At 63.1% G+C, this 17,327-nt stretch carries 14 protein-coding genes and 1 pseudogene; 10 read left to right on the forward strand and 5 right to left on the reverse strand.

Going from position 1 to position 17,327, the window contains the following annotated elements; genetic code table 11:
- Positions 1 to 4: 4 nt before the first annotated feature.
- From ACH5N8_RS11175 to ACH5N8_RS11185, 3 genes are read right to left on the reverse strand one after another with little or no spacing between them, the layout of a single operon-like run.
- Positions 5 to 1,795: an AIPR family protein gene (locus tag ACH5N8_RS11175; protein WP_483281366.1), complete on the reverse strand. Its 1,791-nt coding sequence runs from the start codon at positions 1,793 to 1,795 to the stop codon at positions 5 to 7.
- Entirely contained in the window at positions 1,795 to 4,161 is a 2,367-nt protein-coding gene (locus ACH5N8_RS11180) for a S8 family peptidase (protein WP_483281367.1), read from the reverse strand. The genes ACH5N8_RS11175 and ACH5N8_RS11180 overlap by 1 nt, the downstream gene beginning before the upstream one ends.
- 17 nt (positions 4,162 to 4,178) lie before the next feature.
- Positions 4,179 to 5,165, reverse strand: a complete 987-nt coding sequence (locus ACH5N8_RS11185; protein WP_032958257.1) for an AAA family ATPase — start codon at positions 5,163 to 5,165, stop codon at positions 4,179 to 4,181.
- Between the two features lie 189 nt (positions 5,166 to 5,354).
- Between ACH5N8_RS11185 and ACH5N8_RS11190 the strand changes: the two are divergent.
- Positions 5,355 to 6,314, forward strand: a pseudogene (locus ACH5N8_RS11190) (IS481 family transposase); the annotation flags it as partial.
- A 2-nt stretch (positions 6,315 to 6,316) separates the two neighbouring features.
- Here the strand turns inward: ACH5N8_RS11190 and ACH5N8_RS11195 are convergent.
- Positions 6,317 to 9,196, reverse strand: coding sequence for an SNF2-related protein (locus ACH5N8_RS11195; protein ID WP_483281368.1), 2,880 nt, complete (start codon positions 9,194 to 9,196; stop codon positions 6,317 to 6,319).
- A 53-nt stretch (positions 9,197 to 9,249) separates the two neighbouring features.
- Positions 9,250 to 9,450, reverse strand: coding sequence for a methylation-associated defense system helix-turn-helix domain-containing protein MAD1 (gene mads1, locus ACH5N8_RS11200; protein ID WP_009463360.1), 201 nt, complete (start codon positions 9,448 to 9,450; stop codon positions 9,250 to 9,252).
- A gap of 218 nt (positions 9,451 to 9,668) precedes the next feature.
- Here mads1 and ACH5N8_RS11205 point away from each other — a divergent pair, with 218 nt between their 5' ends.
- Genes ACH5N8_RS11205 through ACH5N8_RS11245 form a run of 9 tightly spaced genes read left to right on the forward strand, consistent with a single transcriptional unit; the run spans position 9,669 to position 17,318 of the window.
- Entirely contained in the window at positions 9,669 to 10,019 is a 351-nt protein-coding gene (locus ACH5N8_RS11205; RefSeq protein WP_483281369.1) for an integrative conjugative element protein, RAQPRD family, read from the forward strand.
- A complete protein-coding gene (locus tag ACH5N8_RS11210) occupies positions 10,016 to 10,249 on the forward strand; it encodes a TIGR03758 family integrating conjugative element protein (protein WP_009463356.1) in 234 nt (77 codons plus the stop codon). Before ACH5N8_RS11205 ends, ACH5N8_RS11210 begins: the two co-directional genes overlap by 4 nt.
- A gap of 23 nt (positions 10,250 to 10,272) precedes the next feature.
- The gene (locus ACH5N8_RS11215) at positions 10,273 to 10,632 is read left to right on the forward strand and encodes a TIGR03745 family integrating conjugative element membrane protein (protein WP_009463354.1); all 360 of its coding nucleotides are present in this window, start codon (positions 10,273 to 10,275) and stop codon (positions 10,630 to 10,632) included.
- A gap of 6 nt (positions 10,633 to 10,638) precedes the next feature.
- Entirely contained in the window at positions 10,639 to 11,049 is a 411-nt protein-coding gene (locus ACH5N8_RS11220) for a TIGR03750 family conjugal transfer protein (RefSeq protein ID WP_124128670.1), read from the forward strand.
- Positions 11,046 to 11,735 (forward strand): PFL_4703 family integrating conjugative element protein, encoded by a 690-nt coding sequence (locus tag ACH5N8_RS11225; RefSeq protein ID WP_032958271.1) that lies wholly within the window; start codon positions 11,046 to 11,048, stop codon positions 11,733 to 11,735. The genes ACH5N8_RS11220 and ACH5N8_RS11225 overlap by 4 nt, the downstream gene beginning before the upstream one ends.
- Positions 11,732 to 12,619 carry a TIGR03749 family integrating conjugative element protein gene (locus ACH5N8_RS11230; RefSeq protein WP_279870438.1) on the forward strand — a complete coding sequence of 296 codons (888 nt, stop codon included), beginning with the start codon at positions 11,732 to 11,734 and terminating at the stop codon, positions 12,617 to 12,619. The genes ACH5N8_RS11225 and ACH5N8_RS11230 overlap by 4 nt, the downstream gene beginning before the upstream one ends.
- Positions 12,609 to 14,027: a TIGR03752 family integrating conjugative element protein gene (locus ACH5N8_RS11235; RefSeq protein ID WP_151181156.1), complete on the forward strand. Its 1,419-nt coding sequence runs from the start codon at positions 12,609 to 12,611 to the stop codon at positions 14,025 to 14,027. The genes ACH5N8_RS11230 and ACH5N8_RS11235 overlap by 11 nt, the downstream gene beginning before the upstream one ends.
- Complete coding sequence (locus ACH5N8_RS11240; RefSeq protein ID WP_024889596.1) at positions 14,008 to 14,439, forward strand: TIGR03751 family conjugal transfer lipoprotein; 432 nt, start codon at positions 14,008 to 14,010, stop codon at positions 14,437 to 14,439. Before ACH5N8_RS11235 ends, ACH5N8_RS11240 begins: the two co-directional genes overlap by 20 nt.
- The gene (locus tag ACH5N8_RS11245; RefSeq protein WP_483281370.1) at positions 14,439 to 17,318 is read left to right on the forward strand and encodes a conjugative transfer ATPase; all 2,880 of its coding nucleotides are present in this window, start codon (positions 14,439 to 14,441) and stop codon (positions 17,316 to 17,318) included. Before ACH5N8_RS11240 ends, ACH5N8_RS11245 begins: the two co-directional genes overlap by 1 nt.
- Positions 17,319 to 17,327 lie beyond the last annotated feature (9 nt).

Raw genomic sequence — 17,327 nt, forward strand, 5'->3', positions numbered from 1 at the left:
GCTCTCATAGTTGTGGCGCGCGATTCGACAAGTAGTCGATCAGGCGCTTGCGCGGATACGCGTCCGCTGCATTCTGAATATTGCGTAGTGGCGCTATGGCCGGATCGGCACCCAGCGCGAAATGTGCTTCCATCAGGTCGGCCAGGAAGGCGGCGACGTTGCCCTGGTTGCGGAAGTAAGCCAGCGGCCCCTCAAGAATGAGTCGTTGTTGGCCGAGGTCGAACGTTTGCTGCCGAAGCTGATCGAGCGGCTGACTGATCAGCGCGGGAATGGTCGCGGGGTCAATGACGGCCGCCCGGCCAATGCGGCTACGTAGGCGCTTCATCATCACCGCCGTAATGACGTGAATGCCGTGCCGATAAATCAGGCGTTCTTGGCTGCGCGCCGCAGCGTTCTGCTCATATCCGACAACAAGGGTACGGATGGCACGCTGGCAATGCACCGCGTTGACCAGCGCCACTCCGCTCACCTCGGACGCAAACAGATCCCGGTATTCGGCAGTCTCGGGATTAGCCAGCCGGCCGGGCTCACTTTTCAGCCACACGGCATAACGTGCATCGTTCTGCAGTGAGGCCAGGGCCCTCAACGCTTCTTCCAAGGTAATGATCTTGGTACCGGTTCCTGCTGCTTCGGGACGGTAACGGTAGTCGAAGCCGAGGTGGGCGATTTCCTGTCGCAGTCGTTCCTGGGTCTCATCGAGCGCAGCGAAGCTGGCGAGCTGTACCGGGTTCTGGTGATTGCGCGCCTTGGTGACAAGTTTGCCGAATGGCCTGTCTGCCGGGGCCTTGATCAAGGTGAGCATTACCTTGGCGCCATTGATGTCACTGTTCGGATATCGAGTCACAAACTCGGCAGCAGAAGCGACCGTCTGCGCGCCATTGATGATGGATAGGCCACGCACTATCAACTTCTTGGCATCATTCCTGTTGCCCTTCGGATCAATCTGGTCGCAGACGGCAGTGACGCCATTGTTGAGATAAAAGAAGCTGCCGGGTTCGTCTCGTAGCGTTGCATGGATGGCCTGATTCACATCGGTTTTGCTGCCGAGGAAGTAGCGAATATTCCGCTCGTACAGTGCCTTTCCCTCTTTGTTATGCAAATCGACCAGATCATTCAGTCGTGCGATGCCAAAGTAAGCCTCACGTGGCTCCTCGATATTTCTACACTTGTGCAAGGTGATCGCGGCATTAACAGGCTTATAGGCCTGTTCAGCGAGCAAGTCGCGGGTGACCTCAACTGCTGTGTAGTAAATCACCTCTCTATCGAGCCGCTCTTCGTCGAGGTCATCGTCATTCAGCAGCTCTTGTAGTACATCGAGGGCCGACTGCGATACGCCATCTCCGGTATAGGGCACGATCAGCCTAATGCGACTGCATGTATCGAGCGCACTTTCGATTTCAACCTGACGGTTTTGGACGTTCGCGTTGAACCTGTCGAAGGCCTGCTTCAGAAGCAGGCGGATGCCGCTACAGAAGGCCTGCGCATCCACCTGCTTGAACTGCTCGGATGCCTTGAGCTTGGCTTGCACAAGGTAGAGCGTTTCAGTTGGAGCATGGTAGTAAATTGCATCCAGGCCCTTGTCGTTGAAATCGTCAACCACGGCAGTGGCGGACGCTTGTGGTGTGATGTCTAACAGCTTGTGTAGAGCAAAAGCGCTGAATGCTCGCGATAGCTGTTTGATCTGCTGCTGGTCGGCCGGCTTGTTGGTTTCCAACAATGGGGGCAGAAAAGGCACAAAGCGGGTGGCCAGCACCTTTTTCAGAATTTCCATGAACTGAGATTCGAGCGCTGCCATCAGCCCATCCCTCCAATACGAGCGCGCGCGCGCGCCTGAGCACGGGCCTGTAACTTGGCCTGTACTTGCGCATAAAGCTGGGCGTTGGCCTGCTCCCTATCGGCCAGCACCACAGCCAAGGCGTACGGTTCTGCTTCGGCTCGATGCTCATCGTGTGACCACGCACTGTCTTGCCGGGTAACCACGACAAACACTTTGTCGCCCCGCACAGGTACTTGCCTGAACTCCCAACGGGAGACTTGCAACGTGCCATTTTTGCGCGTCTCGTTGGATAGCCAGCGGCCATTGCCGTGCTCCCCCATACCTTCTTCCCGGTTGCGCTGGAAGGCACGAGTCACGTCCTCCAGGCTGTCGGCTACCACGAGGTTGAACCAGAGTTTCGTGCGGCGGTAATCCAACCGGGTCGTACGCACATCGGGACTGTAGGCCAGGGCCACCGTAATTTCGCGGGTACGGCGCCCGTTGGCCCAGAAGCTGTCCGGCACAGGCAGCTCGAAGAAGTGATGCTTGTCGTTGTCGATGCGTTCTTCCGCCAGCAAGGTCACCGTGTGATCGAGCGAGCGGTAGAGTGCTGCATCATCCACCCGGCCGTAACCAATGAGTTGCAGGAGCCGGTCACGTCCTTCTGACCTGTCCCCTGGGCCAAGCAAGGTTTCGCAAGCCTCAGGCCAACGCGCGTGCGCGCCGATCAATGCGCGCAGCAGGTTCGGTGAGGCGTCTGGAAGGGCGGCCAGCAGGCATGCGGCCTTGTGGGCCACCAACGGCGCGGCGTAGCTGGTGCCGATGTCTTCCGAGAAAGGTGATCCTGTGGCAAATCCGCCATTGAGCGACAAGACTCCAAGCCCCTTTCTTGGGTCGTGAGGTATTGCGCCATTACGCAGCAAGGCGAAGTTGCCAGCATGTTCGACCACATCCGGCTTGACGGCACCATTGATGGATGGCCCGCGCCGTGTCAACGGAAAGGGCTGGTGTGCCCGCGCCAGGATGTGATCTTCGATGGCGTCAGGATATCTCTGCGCATCGCGCGTAGCCTCGAACAGGCTGATGCCTCCAACCGTGAGGGCGTTGAGCGCAGTGGCAGGGTCCAGAAGCCGTGCATGCTTTTCAAACAAGTAGCTGGGGTATTGCTCGCGGGCGTCCTGCGGCAGCTGATAGGGCTGCAAATTACCCGTTGGCACCACGAACAACACGCCCAGCTCGCGCGTAAGACGATCAAGGGTATAGGCCAGCCCGCGGACATGCCGACCGTCGTACACCTTATTCAGGTCGCCATAGCTGAGATTGAACACCTTGCAACCGTACTGCCCGTGCAGGTCGCGCACGGCTTCCTCGACCGCCTTCTCGACAAACTCGGTCTGATCCTGTCCGTCGTGTTCGAATACTTTGCCGGAGAACAAGCGGAGCTGCGGGACGAATTGGCGCTGCTGGATGGCGTTATGGACATCGCCGTACAACGCAAGCCCACCGACGAAGGTGCCATGCCACGGCTCGGCATCATTGGCGCTGCGATGAGGCTTCAGATAACCTTGAGCATCGCCGGCCGCTGCGGCAAGCAGAGGGTGGCCCGAGGTCAAGCCGGAGTCGAGAACAGCAATCGCAGGCGCATCGGCAGGCGGTGGATCAACTACCGGAAACTGGTTGATGTCTGTCATCAACAGCTGAACGGAAACGCCCAGCCGAGGTGGAAGATCCACCGTGCGGACGTCCCGATGGCGCAAAAGCTGATCTGCTTGATTCTGATCGCAGCGCACGCGCAGCTTTACCAAGGATGGCAGCTTGAGCTCGTCCAACTTCTTGATGCCGAGTTCCTGCAACAGGTCTACGAAGGCACGGACCATGGCCTGGCGCTTGTCCTGTCGCTCCTGGGGCCATAGTTCGACATCGAGCGTGAATGGCGTTTCTTCGGGGAAGCCCTGTTCACGGAGAGCGTTGCCAGTGCGATCTTCCGGTGTCCAGTGATCGAAGTCCTCGATGGCATACAGCAGATCCTTACGTGTAACGTTACCGTCACGCGCCAACGTTGCCAAACGCCGTTCGAATTCGTCCAAACCTTCATCAGTGGCGAAGGCCAAAACAACAGTTTTTTCTTCCTGGCTGACGATTTCCACACCGGGAATAGCCTGGAAAGAGTCCGGAGGTAGGCTTTCTCCATGACGCAGCTGAATCTTTATCAGCTTGCGATCATCGTAGCCGCCAATGTCGGCCTGATCCGGGTCAGTGATACGCCCCCTTGCAGCCTGGAATTTTGTGCCAAGCGCCGCGCCGTAAGCACGTGGGTCTTGTGGTGTAAAACCGCCCCCGCCCCTCCGCGGGTGGCGAAGATTGATCGGTTCTTCACGATCTAGACGCAGGTGCTCATAGGCCATCTTCTCCCCTCCATGCCTTAACTCTTGTAGCGATACTCTCTGGCAAGTGCGTTATCGATATGACTCTTCTCCAAAAACTCCCGCCCAGACAGGATCATTTCCTTAACGGCCCGCCGCAGTACACGCTCGATATCGGCGTGCGACATCCCCTTGAACACGGATGCCACCTGGCCATCGTCGGGCTCGAAATTGCGGCGGACACCGGAGAGTTTCAGAGCTAACAAGCGTTTGATCTGCTCCAGATTCGGCATCTCGAAGCGCACAACCTCATCGAAGCGTCGCCAAACCGCCTTGTCCAATAAGGTTTCGTAGTTGGTGGTGGCGATCAGGATGCTCTCGCCTCGATAACCGTCCATCATCTGCAAGACGGCATTTACGGAGCGTTTGAGCTCACCATGATCGGCGCTGTCGCCACGATCCTTGGTCAGGGCGTCGAATTCATCGAACAATGCGACCACGGGATGCGTTGCGACGTAATCGAACACTTTTCGCAAATTGGCAGCCGTCTCCCCCAGAAACGACGATATGATCGAGTCCAGCCGAACGAGGACGAGTGGCATGGACAGGGAATGCGCGATGACTTCTGCGGCCAGCGTCTTGCCGCAGCCGGGAGGCCCGCAAAACAACAGCTTCTGCGCGGGTTGCAGGCCATAGGATCGGAGCACGTCCGCCCGGTTGTGCTCCATCAGGATTTCATCGAGTGCCGACTGCGAAGCATCCGAGAGAATGATGTCTTTCTCCTCTCGAATCACGGCACGCTCTTCTAGTAGCGCAAGCCCGTTGTCTTTATTTGTCGGCACGCTGGGCAAACTTTGCAGCTTCCGCGCATTCTTCCCGAAGTTTGCCTGATCGCCGTAAAGCAAGCGCTCAAGGTCATTTGCGAGCAGATGATGGTTCTTCTCGCGCTCCTCTTTGATCACTGCCTCGGACGCCGCGCGAAAGCCCGAAGCATCGCCTTGCGTTCCCGATTTGATGAGTTGCCGCAGTAATTTTCCGCTAGCCATATCTCGCTCTCCTCAATTCTTGGCACGTTTCAACCGCGGCCTGGTCATGCGCAGGTCTAAGGGTGCTACTTGATTAGTCATTACATGTTGCGTCCCGCGAGATTATATTCCTTTAAGGAGTTATGCTTTGTTTGAGGCTCGAAGCATTCTTCGGGAGGTGTTTGGTTGTGACGTACAGGGGAAAACCGCATGAACATCCGTCTTCATCAGCAGGCTCGTACGACACCTGCGATTCGTCGGGAGATTCAATCTTCCTCTCTGAGTGAACGGGCGCTGGCCCGCCTTTACAACACCACCCGCTCGACCATCCGCAAGTGGAGGAAACGTGACGACGTGGCGGACGCATCGCACCGTCCTCACCAGCTGCAAACCACTTTGACACTGGCCCAGGAAAGCATTGTGGTGTATCTGAGAACCGCCTTGCAGTTGCCTCTGGATGATTTGTTGACAGTGACGCGAGAGTTCCTCAATCCAGCGGTGTCCCGCTCCGGCCTGGACCGGTGTTTACGTCGTCATGGTGTGTCCAACCTGAAGGCCCTGCAACCCCGGGCATCGCGACCTGTCGTAAAACCGTTCAAGGCCTACGAACCGGGCTTTGTGCACATCGATGTCAAATACCTGCCGGCCATTGAGGGTGACCCTCGACGCTATCTCTTCGTTGCCATTGATCGGGCGACGCGCTGGGTCTTCATTGCGGTGAAGAAAGACCGCACCGCACTGTCAGCCAAAGCCTTCTTGAAAGCCTTGATTCAGGCCGCACCCTTCCGTATTCAGAAATGCCTGACCGACAATGGCTCCGAATTCACCGATCGCTGTCTGCGCCGCGAACAGGGCCCCTCAGGGGAGCACACCTTTGATCGCGCCTGCGCCGAACAGGACATCGAGCATCGCCTGATACCGCCACGCCACCCCCAAACCAACGGCATGGTCGAGCGCTTCAATGGCAGGATTGCCGAGGTACTGCAAACCCACCATTTCGAATCCACAGAGGACCTCGAAGCCACATTGCATCGATACACGCACCTTTACAACCACCACATCCCGCAAAAAGCCTTGAACCATCGATCACCGGTGCAGAGCATGAAAGAATGGCAGTCTTCACACCCTCATCTCTTTCGAAAAAAGGTTTATCAGCTCACGGGACTCGACAATTACACCAGCTCCCACTCGACAGTGAACAGCGTGCGCTCCTCGACCTGCTGTTGGAGTTGCACTTCAAGCTGGCTGATCAAGTCATTGCGCTGCGCTTCGACTTCGTCCTGCCGGGCAAACAACTCGCGGCGCAGCTTGCTGCGCTTGGCTTCCAGTTCCCGCTGCTTCTTCTGCCATGACAGCTTTTCTTCCAGCGTCGGCGAGGTCGCGGCGGTTCGGCGCACCTCCTTGATCTCGCGGTCGATCTCCTTGATCTCCTGCTCCAGACCGAGCTTCAGGTCGTCCGCCCAGGCATCCAGCTTCTGGACTTCCTGCTCGAAGTAGCCGAGGTTGCGCTGGTTGACGTCGCGCAGCAGTGCGGTCTTGCGGGCTTCCACGTCGGCCAGCAGGGTGGCGTCAGGGGCATTGAACAGACTGGCCGCCTGCGTGGTCGCGGGCAGGCGCAGCAGTTTTTCCGGGTCTTCTTCCGCGAGCACGACGCCGTCGGTCGTGCCCGCCGCAACCAGCAGATGTTGCTCCTGGTTGCCGAGTGTCTCGACCGAGATTAGCTTCACGGTGAGCCATCCGGCCTTGCCGCGCCAGGCTTCAAGCGTGCTGATCTTTGCACCGTGGGCGTTGTAGTCGAACACAAGACGAGCCCCGTTGAGTGCGCGAGCCTTGGCCTGCTCAATGCCCCATCGCGCCAGCGGATGATTGATGCGGTATAGATGCGCGTCGCCGGAGCGGCGGGGCAATTCGTAGCGCCCCAGCTCGATGCCCGCGAGGCCGCCGTGCTCGACTCCAGTCGGTATGTGGCGGAGATCGAAGCCGTCGTCATCGAACGCGGCGCAATGGACCAGTTCGGCGCGGGTCAAGTCCATCAGCATGCGCTCGAAACGGTTGCGCGCGTTGCGGCTGTCGTCGGCCCGCATGCGCAGCTTCTCCTGCACCTCCTCATCGAAGTTCTCAAGCAGTACCTGGCGCGTCTTGACCATCGCCTCGTTGATTTCGCCGGAGAGGTCGAGCTGGAGTTGCTCGAAGCTGGACTTGATTTCCTCGGGCTCTCGGCAGTTCTGGTAGATCTCGGCGATGCGCCGCTCGAAATCGACACCGGAGCCGATGGCACCCAGTACTTCGTCGCTGGCCCCAAACACGCCCTCGAAGAGCTGGAACTTCTGCGACAGCAGCTCGTAGACGCGCTTGTCCGCCTCATTGCTGAGATCAACGAAGTTCACCACCACCACGTCGTGCTTCTGACCGTAGCGGTGGCAGCGCCCGATGCGCTGCTCAATGCGCTGAGGGTTCCACGGCAGGTCGTAATTGATGACGAGCGAGCAGAACTGGAGGTTGATGCCTTCGGCGCCGGCTTCGGTGGCAATCATGACCTTGCCGCGCTCCTTGAAGTGCTCAACCAGTGCCGCACGAGTGTCGGCGGTCTTGGAGCCGGTGATGCGGTCAGTGCCTTCGTGGCGTTTGAGCCAGTCCTTGTAGATCGCCTGCGCACGCTGGTCGCTATTGGTGCCGTTGAAGAGCACGATGCCGTCGCCGTATGGCGTGTCAGCCAGCGAGCTGAGGAGGTACTCCTGTGTGCGCTTGGACTCGGTGAAGATGATGGCCTTTCTGGCCGCGCCCAACCGGTCCAGCTCGGCGAAGGCGCGATCCAGCGCAGTGAGCAGCGCCTTGCCTTTGGCGTTGTCGCGGATGCTGGTTGCCAGCGCCTTGAAGTGGCGTAGTTCTTCGATTTCCTGCGCGATGGCATTCCGCTCTGAGCGGCTCGGCGTCGTAGAAGCGGCTTCCTGCTCGCTCCACTCATCAGCGGTTTCGTCCAGCGACTCGTAGTCCTCGTCGAGTTCTTCGGCCAGATCGGGAATCTCGGCAGTGTCGTCAAGCACTCCCTGAAGCCGTTTGGCCATCGTCTCCAGCGCGCCTGCGATGGCGTGCGAGCTGGACGCGAGCAACTTCCATAGCACCAGTGAAATCAGCTGGCGCTGTCCCTCGGGCATGGCCTTCAGGTTGGGGCGACGCAAGTAATCAGCGACGAGTCTGGACAGTTCCTGCTCTTCGTTTGACGGCGTAAATTCCTGGATGATGGCCTTGCGCGCCGTATACGACACATAGGGCTGAACCTGTTTGCGCAGAGTGCGCTTGCAGATGGGAGCCAGTCGGTCACGTAGGGCGTTGAAGGCCTGTTCCCGGCCAGTGAATTGCGAGCGAAAGCTGTCAAGGTCTCCGAACACGCGGTCATCGATGAAGCTGACCAGCCCATAGAGTTCGAGCAACGAGTTCTGCAACGGCGTTGCGGTCAGAAGCACCTTGGAGTGAACGTGCGACAACGCCTCCTTGAGTGTTTTGGCAATGACGTTGCTGGTCTTGTAGACGTTGCGCAGGCGATGCGCTTCGTCCAGGACGACCAAGTCCCAGTCAATGCTCTTGACATCGTCAGCCTTGGACTTGGCGAACTGGTAGGAGCAGATGACCGGGCCGGAGGCGAATAGGAAAGGGTTCTGTCGATCCTGCTTGCGGATTGCGTTGTAGCTTTTGGCTTCGAGAATCAATCCTTGCAGGCCGAACTTGTCTTGCAGTTCCTGGTGCCATTGCTTGCGCAGGTTGGCCGGGACGATGATGAGAATCCTGCGGCGTCGCTCGGCCCAACGCTGAGAGATGACCAACCCTGCTTCAATAGTCTTGCCGAGCCCCACTTCGTCAGCGAGGAGCACACCGCGCGAAAGGGGATTGCGGCAGGCGAAGAGAGCGGCATCCACTTGATGTGGATTGAGATCAACCTGCGAGTCGACCAGTGTTGAAGCCAGCGATTCCACGGAATCGCCAGCCGCACGGCGCGTGAGCAGCCACGCAACGTACTGACGTTGATGCGGTGTCAAGAGCTGTGTTGTCGTCAACTGCGGTCTCCCCCTTATGTCTCAGGCGTAGTCGGCTGCTAGCCTTTGCAGACTCAGTCCGTCTCCGGTTTCATCTTGCTAATGCTGCTAGCAATCCAGCGATCCAGCTCGGATCGCCGGAAACGCCACGTCCCTCCCAACTTGAACGCCGGAATCTCTCCCCTTTGAGCCAAGCGATAGACCGTCCGCTTACCGGCTTTTAGGTATGCCGCGACCTCTTCAAGCGTCAGGATTTCGCTTTCGGCGTCAGTCATCTGAAAACCGTCTCGGTTGATCTTTCATTGCCTTCGCTTGCCAAGTTTGCTCAATTCTACCAACGAACTACGGCTGGTGACCAATCATCGCGGCAGCATCCAGCCCCGAATGAGCAGCTCTCGGATGGAATCCGGTCGAACCGCATTTCGCATTCACGGCGGCGCCGAAGCCGGCGAGGGAACAGCATCTGGCCATCCGCATTCATGGGAATGGCTTGATGACGCAACCCAACCGTTACACGCTCGCATGGCCGCTGCTGACCATGTTGCTTTCGGCCGGGCAACCCGCCACCGCGGCAGGCGATGCCATCGAACGCGAGCAGCTTGCGGCCTTGGTTCGCCAGATCGACCTGATTGACCGCCAGGCCAAGCACGCCGCCCATACCGATTCGCAGCAGCGCGCCCGCTACCACTTCGACCATGCCCGCCTGCGCGAGGACCTCCAGCGCGTTCGGACGGGCATTCAGGACTACCTGACGCCGCCGCGCGCCCAGCCGCGCGATCCGGTCGAGCTGTCCGGTGGCTACCGCCAGTCCAGCCCGCCCTCCGACCAGGAGGCACCCCGATGAACGCCGCCCAGGTCAGCGCCTTCCAGGCCAATGGCGGCTTCGCCCCCGCCGCCGTGGCCACGGTGGTGCTCGGCCTGGTGTTCGCCGTCCTGCTCCTGTGGGGTGTGTGGGCGATGCGTACCGCCTACACCGGGTGGGCCGAGCAGCGCCTGTCCCAGCGTCAGTTCCTGGGTGTCGTCGTGCGCTTCGTTGCGATGTACCTGGTGCTGACCTATTTCCTCTTGTCCTGACCACCACGAAAGGCCCGACCGCCATGAAGACCCATCCGATTCCCCATCGCGTTGCCACCACCATCCTCGCGCCACTGATGCTGCTGGGCTTGCCGCTGATGGCCCGGGCGCAGGGCCTGCCGACCATCGAGGACCCCTCGCGCGGCCAGGGCAGCGGCATCATGCAGACGCTGCAGAACTACGGCTACGACATCGTGCTGCTGATCGCGCTGCTGGTGGTCGCCTCGATGTTCGTCGGCGTGTGCTACCACGCCTATACACGCTACTCGGAAATCCATACCGGCCGCGCCACCTGGGGCCAGTTCGGTCTCACCGTGGCCGTGGGTGCGATCCTGCTGGTGGTCGGCATCTGGCTGCTGACCAAGGCCACCGGCGTGCTCTGAGCGGCGATGGCTGCCTTGAACGATATCGCGCGTGACGGGTTGGTGACCTTCCTGCCGCACAGGCTGAACCGCCAGCCCGTGGTGGTGAGGGGCCTGACCGCCGACGAACTTTGGATCTGCGCCGGTCTGTCCGCGGTGGCGGGGTTCATCGCCGGCGTGCCGCTGGCCTGGGCCACGCACAGCGTCGCCATGGTGCCGACCCTGATCGTGGCCGGCGTGGCGGCTGGCGTGTTCGGTGGTGGCGGCTTCCTGCGCCGGCAGAAGCGCGGCCGCCCGGACACCTGGCTGTACCGGCAACTGCAGTGGCGCCTGGCGCTGCACCATCCGCTGGCAGCGCCCTGGCTCGGTGGACACCGTCTCATCACGCGTTCGGGGTACTGGACCACCCGGCGCTCACGCGGAGCAGCCGCCTCATGAGCCGTTTCAGGAACGAAGTCCATCACCTGCAGGCCCATGTGCGCACGCTGCGCCTGGGCGCCGGTGCGTTGTTCGTGGTGGCGCTGCTGCTCGGTTTCGGCTGGTGGAGTGCGCCGAGGCAACTGACGATCCACGTGCCCCCCGATCTGCGCTCGGGCAGCACCCGCGCCTGGTGGGATGTGCCGCCCGAGAATGTCTATGCGTTCGCCTTCTACGTCTGGCAGCAGGTACAACGTTGGCCGACGGATGGCGAACAGGACTACCCGCGCAACCTCCACGCGCTGTCGGCCTATTTCACACCGGCCTGCCAGGCCTTCCTGCGCCAGGACTACGAGCACCGGCGCAGCAGTGGCGAATTGCGCCAGCGGGTGCGCGGCATCTACGAGATTCCGGGGCGCGGCTTTGGCGACAACCCCACGATGCGGGTAAAGACGGTTTCCAGCCGCGACTGGATCGTCACGCTCGATGTCAGCGCGGACGAGTACTACGGCGCCGAGCAGGTCAAGCGGGCCCTGGTGCGCTATCCGCTGAAAGTGGTGCGGCTGGACGTCGATCCCCAGCACAACCCCTTCGGTCTTGCGCTGGACTGCTATGACGGCGCGCCGCAGCGGATCGAGGCACCGTCGCCGGCAGTGCCTCCGTCCGGCACGCCCGGCGGCGGCCTTTCGCAGGGAGGCAACCCATGAAACACCACGTCTTCACCATCGTGGCGAGCCTGGCCGTTGGCTTCGGCCTGGTGCCGGACAGCCATGCCATCGAGGTCCTGCGCTGGCAGCGGCTGCCGCTGGCCGTCCCGCTGGTCGTCGGCCAAGAGCGCGTGGTCTTCATCGATCGCAACGTGCGTGTCGGCCTGCCCCCGAGCCTGGGCGAGCGGCTGCGCGTGCAGAGCGCGGGTGGCGCCATCTACCTGCGCGCCAGCGAGGCCATCGGGCCGACGCGGCTGCAACTGCAGGACGTGGAATCCGGCGCCATCGTGCTGGTCGACATCGCAGCCACGGACGCCGGGGAAGGCGAGCAGCCGCTGGAGCCTGTACGCATCGTCCTGCAGGAGGCCGTCGCGGAGGCCAGCGGTGACACTGCCGCCGGTCCAACCCAGGCAGCGCAACCCGCGAGGCGTCGGCAAACGCCGATAACCGTTGTCCTGACGCGCTACGCGGCGCAGAACCTTTACGCACCGCTGCGCACCGTCGAGCCCGTGGCCGGCATCGGGCGCGTGCCGCTGCGGCGCCCGCTCGCGCTGGACACACTGCTGCCAACGCTGCCGCTGAAGGCGCGGGCGCTGGCGGCCTGGCGACTCGAAGACCAGTGGGTCACCGCGGTGCGCCTGACCAACACCTCGCCTCACCGTATCGATCTCGATCCAAGGGTGCTGCAAGGCGACTTCGTGGCCGCGACCTTCCAGCATCCGGACCTGGGGCCGGCGGGCGCTTCGACCGACACCACGGTGGTCTATCTGGTCACGCGCGGCCGTGGCCTGGCCGAGTCCCTGATGCCGGTGCTCAGCCCCATCGATGCCGGCACGAACTTGCCGCCGGCCGCCGCTGCGGGGAGGACGTCCGATGAGGAGTAATCCCCTGTTGAAGTGGCTGCTGATTCCGATGGCATTGTTGCTGGTGTTCGTCGGTGCCAGGCTGTTCTCAGGCAGTGACGCTGCGCCTGGCAAGCAGGATGTTCCGGGGCAGCTCACTCCCGAAGAAATGAAGGCGCTCGGCATCGCGGGCGACACCCCGCGCGACACCGTCGCCACCCTGGTCGCGCAGGTCAAGCAGCTCCGCACCGAGCTGCAGACCGCGCTGAGCGACAACCGCCAGCACAAGGCCGAGAACGAGCGCCTGCGTACCCGCGAGGGTGCGATCGACCAGCGCATCCAGAACGCCCTCGACAGCGAACGCCGCCGCCTGGAACAGGAGCGAACCCAGGCCGCCAGCGACCGGCAGCAGACGCAAGGGCTGATGCAGGAATTGCAGCGCCGCCTGGACGGGTTGTCCGGCAAGGGCGATGTCGCCGACCTGCCGATCGGCCTTGGACTGGACGGGCATGACGGCGGACCGCTCAAGGATGGCGGCATGCGCTGGATCGAACCGGCTGACGCCCGGCCCGATCCGAAGGGCGGTTCGAGCAGCCTGCGCTTGCCCGCCTTTCCCTCCAGCTTCGGCCCGGCCTCGCCGGAGCTGTCGGCTGCGGCGGAGGCCGTCAGCGACAGGACTGCGCAAGCCGTTGGCGGCACCGCCCAGGCGGTCTATACGGTGCCCGCCAATACCACGCTGATGGGCTCGGTCGCCATGACCGCGCTGATCGGTCGCATCCCCATCGACGGCACCGTCAACGACCCGTTCCCCTTCAAGGTGCTGATCGGGGCCGACAACCTGGCGGCCAACGGGATCGAGATTCCCGACGTGGCCGGTGCGGTGGTGAGCGGTACGGCCTCGGGCGACTGGACGCTCTCGTGCGTGCGTGGGCAGGTCCGTTCCATCACCTTCGTGTTCAGCGACGGCACCATCCGCACGGTGCCGGAGGACGACGGCAAGCGCAGTCGAAGCCAGAACAGCACCAGTCTGCTGGATGGCCTGGGCTGGATCAGCGATCCCTACGGCATCCCGTGCGTCTCGGGCGAGCGCCGCAGCAATGCCCAGCAGTACCTGGGATCGCAGGCGTTGATCACCGCGGCCGGCGCGGGCGCCGCCTCGCTCATCAAGTCCGACAACGGCAGCGTGGCCGTGGTCGCCAACAACAACGGTTCGCTGGGCACGGTCGGCATTTCGGGCAACGAGGCCATGGGCCGCATCCTGGCCGGTGGCGTGCGCGACATGGCCGACTGGGTCAACAAGCTCTACGGCCAGGCCTTCGCTGCGGTCTACGTGCAGCCCGGCGCCAGGGTGGCCGTGCACCTGGAGCAGCCGATCGCCATCGACCACGACGCCAAGGGGCGCCGGGTGAATCACCTCATGGGAGAAGCACATGCGTCGGACCTGGATTGACCGTCCCCTTGTCCTGCTCGCCGCCGCCGTTCTCGCGGGTTGTGCCACCAGCTCGGAAAAGCTGCTGCCCCGGGGCGAGCACACCATGCTGGACATCTGGCAGCACGAGACTGGCGGCTATAGCGGCGGCCAGGCCGGCCGCCTGCTGCTCGACGCACGCCAGGACCTGCGCCGTCCGCTGACCGACGCTGACACCCTCGCGGCGCCCGCCCGGAACGCGGCCTACACCCGCACGGCAGCGAACGAGATCCAGCGACAGTTCCATCGACTGCCAAACCCCGATCTGGTCATGTACGTCTTTCCGCACCTGGCCGGCACCGACCCAGTACCGGTGCCCGGCTACAGCACCGTCTTCCCGCTCTACCAGCGCGTGCAGTACGCGATGCCCGGCGAGCGGCTGGAGGACTACTGATGGGCTGGCGACTGCCGTGGCCGCGTCGTCCGGCCCCCAGGCCAGTCCAGGCCGACATCGAGCCGGACGCCTGGACGCGGCATGTCGACCGCCTCGCTGCGCACGGCATCGACGCACCTGGCGCCGCCCTTGGGTCGAATCATCGGCGACCCGCGACGCGGGCCGACCACGCGGCGCTCTACGACGTGGCGCCGTCTTTCGCCGACCTGCTGCCCTGGGTCGAGTACCTGCCGGCCACGAAGTGCATGCTGCTCGAAGATGGCCAATCGGTGGCGGCGTTCTTCGAGTTGCAGCCGATCGGTACCGAGGGGCGCGAGACCGCCTGGCTGTGGCAGGCCCGCGATGCCCTGGAGAACGCGCTGCAGGACTCCTTCGACGAACTGGACGAGAACCCGTGGGTGGTGCAGCTCTACGCGCAGGACGAAGCCGATTGGGACCACTACCTGCGCACCCTGGGGGCGTACCTGCATCCACGCGCGCAGGGCAGCGCGTTCAGCGAGTTCTACCTGCGCTTCTTCGGGCACCACCTGCGCGCGATCGCGAAGCCGGGCGGCCTGTTCGAGGACACCACGGTCACACGCCTGCCGTGGCGCGGCCAGACCAGGCGCGTGCGCATGGTGGTTTATCGGCGCACCCCGGACGCCGCATCGGCCCGGCGGGGGCAATCGCCCGAGCAGGCCCTGGCGACGATTTGCGACCGCCTGGCCGGCGGCCTGGCGAATGCCGGCGTCAAGGCCCGGCGCCTTGGCGCGGCGGACATCCACGACTGGCTGCTGCGCTGGTTCAACCCGAATCCCGGCGCGCTCGGCAGCACGGCCGAAGACCGGGAACGCTTCTACGCGCTCGCCCGCTACCCGGAGGAACAGGAAGAGGGCGAGATCGAGCTGGCCAGCGGCGACTTCGCACAACGCCTGTTCTTCGGTCAGCCGCGCTCGGATGTCGCCCGCGGCCTGTGGTTCTTCGACGGCATGCCGCACCGGGCCATCGTCATGGACCGCCTGCGCTCGCCGCCCGCGACCGGACACGTGACCGGCGAGACGCGCAAGGGCGGCGATGCGATGAATGCGCTGTTCGACCAGATGCCCGAGGACACGGTGATGTGCCTGACCCTGGTCGCCACGCCGCAGGACGTGCTGGAGGCGCACCTCAACCACCTGGCCCGCAAGGCGGTCGGCGAGACGCTCGCCAGCGAGCAGGCGCGCCAGGACGTGCAGCAGGCCCGCGGCCTCATCGGCAGCGCGCACAAGCTGTACCGGGGCACGCTGGCGTTCTACCTGCGCGGCCGCGACATGGCGCAGCTCGACGCCCGCGGCCTGCAACTGGTCAATGTCATGCTCAATGCGGGCTTGCAACCGGTGCGCGAAGAGGACGAGGTGGCCCCGCTCAACACCTACCTGCGCTGGCTGCCCTGCCTGTTCGACCCGGCGGCGGACAAGCGGCAGTGGTACACGCAACTGATGTTCGCGCAGCACGCGGCCAATCTGGCGCCGGTGTGGGGGCGCAGCCAGGGCACCGGCCATCCGGGCATCACCTTCTTCAACCGGGGCGGCGGCACGATCACCTTCGATCCACTGAACCGGCTCGACCGGCAGATGAACGCCCACCTGTTCCTGTTCGGGCCGACCGGCTCCGGCAAGAGCGCCACGCTGAACAACATCCTCAACCAGGTCACGGCGATCTACCGGCCCAGGTTGTTCATCGTCGAGGCCGGCAACAGCTTTGGCCTGTTCGGTGACTTCGCCGCTCGGCTGGGCCTGAGCGTGCATCGCGTGAAGCTGGCACCCGGCGCGGGCGTGAGCCTGGCGCCATTCGCCGATGCCTGGCGCCTGGTCGATACACCGGGCCAGGTGCAGACGCTGGATGCCGACGCTCTGGACGAGGACGGCGACACCCATCAGGCCGACGACGGGGATGACCAGCGCGACGTGCTCGGCGAACTCGAAATCACCGCCCGGCTGATGATCACCGGCGGCGAGGACAAGGAGGAAGCGCGCATGACGCGCGCCGACCGCAGCCTTATTCGCCAGTGCATCCTGGACGCCGCCCAGCGCTGCGTGGCACAGGCGCGCACGGTGCTGACCCGCGACGTGCGCGACGCGCTGCGCGAACGCGCCCGCGACGCCAACCTGCCGGATGCCCGGCGCGCGCGGCTGCTGGAGATGGCCGATGCGATGGACATGCTCTGCCAGGGCGCGGACGGCGAGATGTTCGACCGTCCGGGCACGCCCTGGCCCGAGGCGGACATCACCATCGTGGATCTGGCCACCTTCGCGCGCGAGGGCTACAACGCGCAGCTTTCCATCGCCTACATCTCGCTGATCAACACGGTGAACAACATCGCCGAGCGCGACCAGTTCCTGGGCCGGCCGATCATCAACGTCACCGACGAAGGCCACATCATCACCAAGAACCCGCTGCTCGCGCCCTATGTGGTCAAGATCACCAAGATGTGGCGCAAGCTCGGTGCGTGGTACTGGCTGGCGACGCAGAACATCGACGACCTGCCCCAGGCCGCCGAGCCCATGCTCAACATGATCGAGTGGTGGATCTGCCTGTCGATGCCGCCCGACGAGGTGGAGAAGATCGCCCGGTTCCGCGAACTGTCGCCCGCGCAGAAGGCGCTGATGCTGTCCGCGCGCAAGGAGGCGGGCAAGTTCAGCGAGGGCGTCATCCTGTCCAAGTCGATGGAAGTGCTGTTCCGCGCCGTGCCGCCCAGCCTCTATCTGGCCCTTGCGCAGACCGAGCCGGAAGAGAAGGCCGAGCGCTACCAACTCATGCGCCAGTACGGCATCGGCGAACTGGATGCCGCCTTCAAGGTGGCCGAAAAGATCGACCAGGCGCGTGGCATCGCATCGCCGCCGCTGTCCCTGCCGAAATGACCGGAGCGC

Source organism: Methyloparacoccus sp. NF-16, assembly GCF_056880625.1.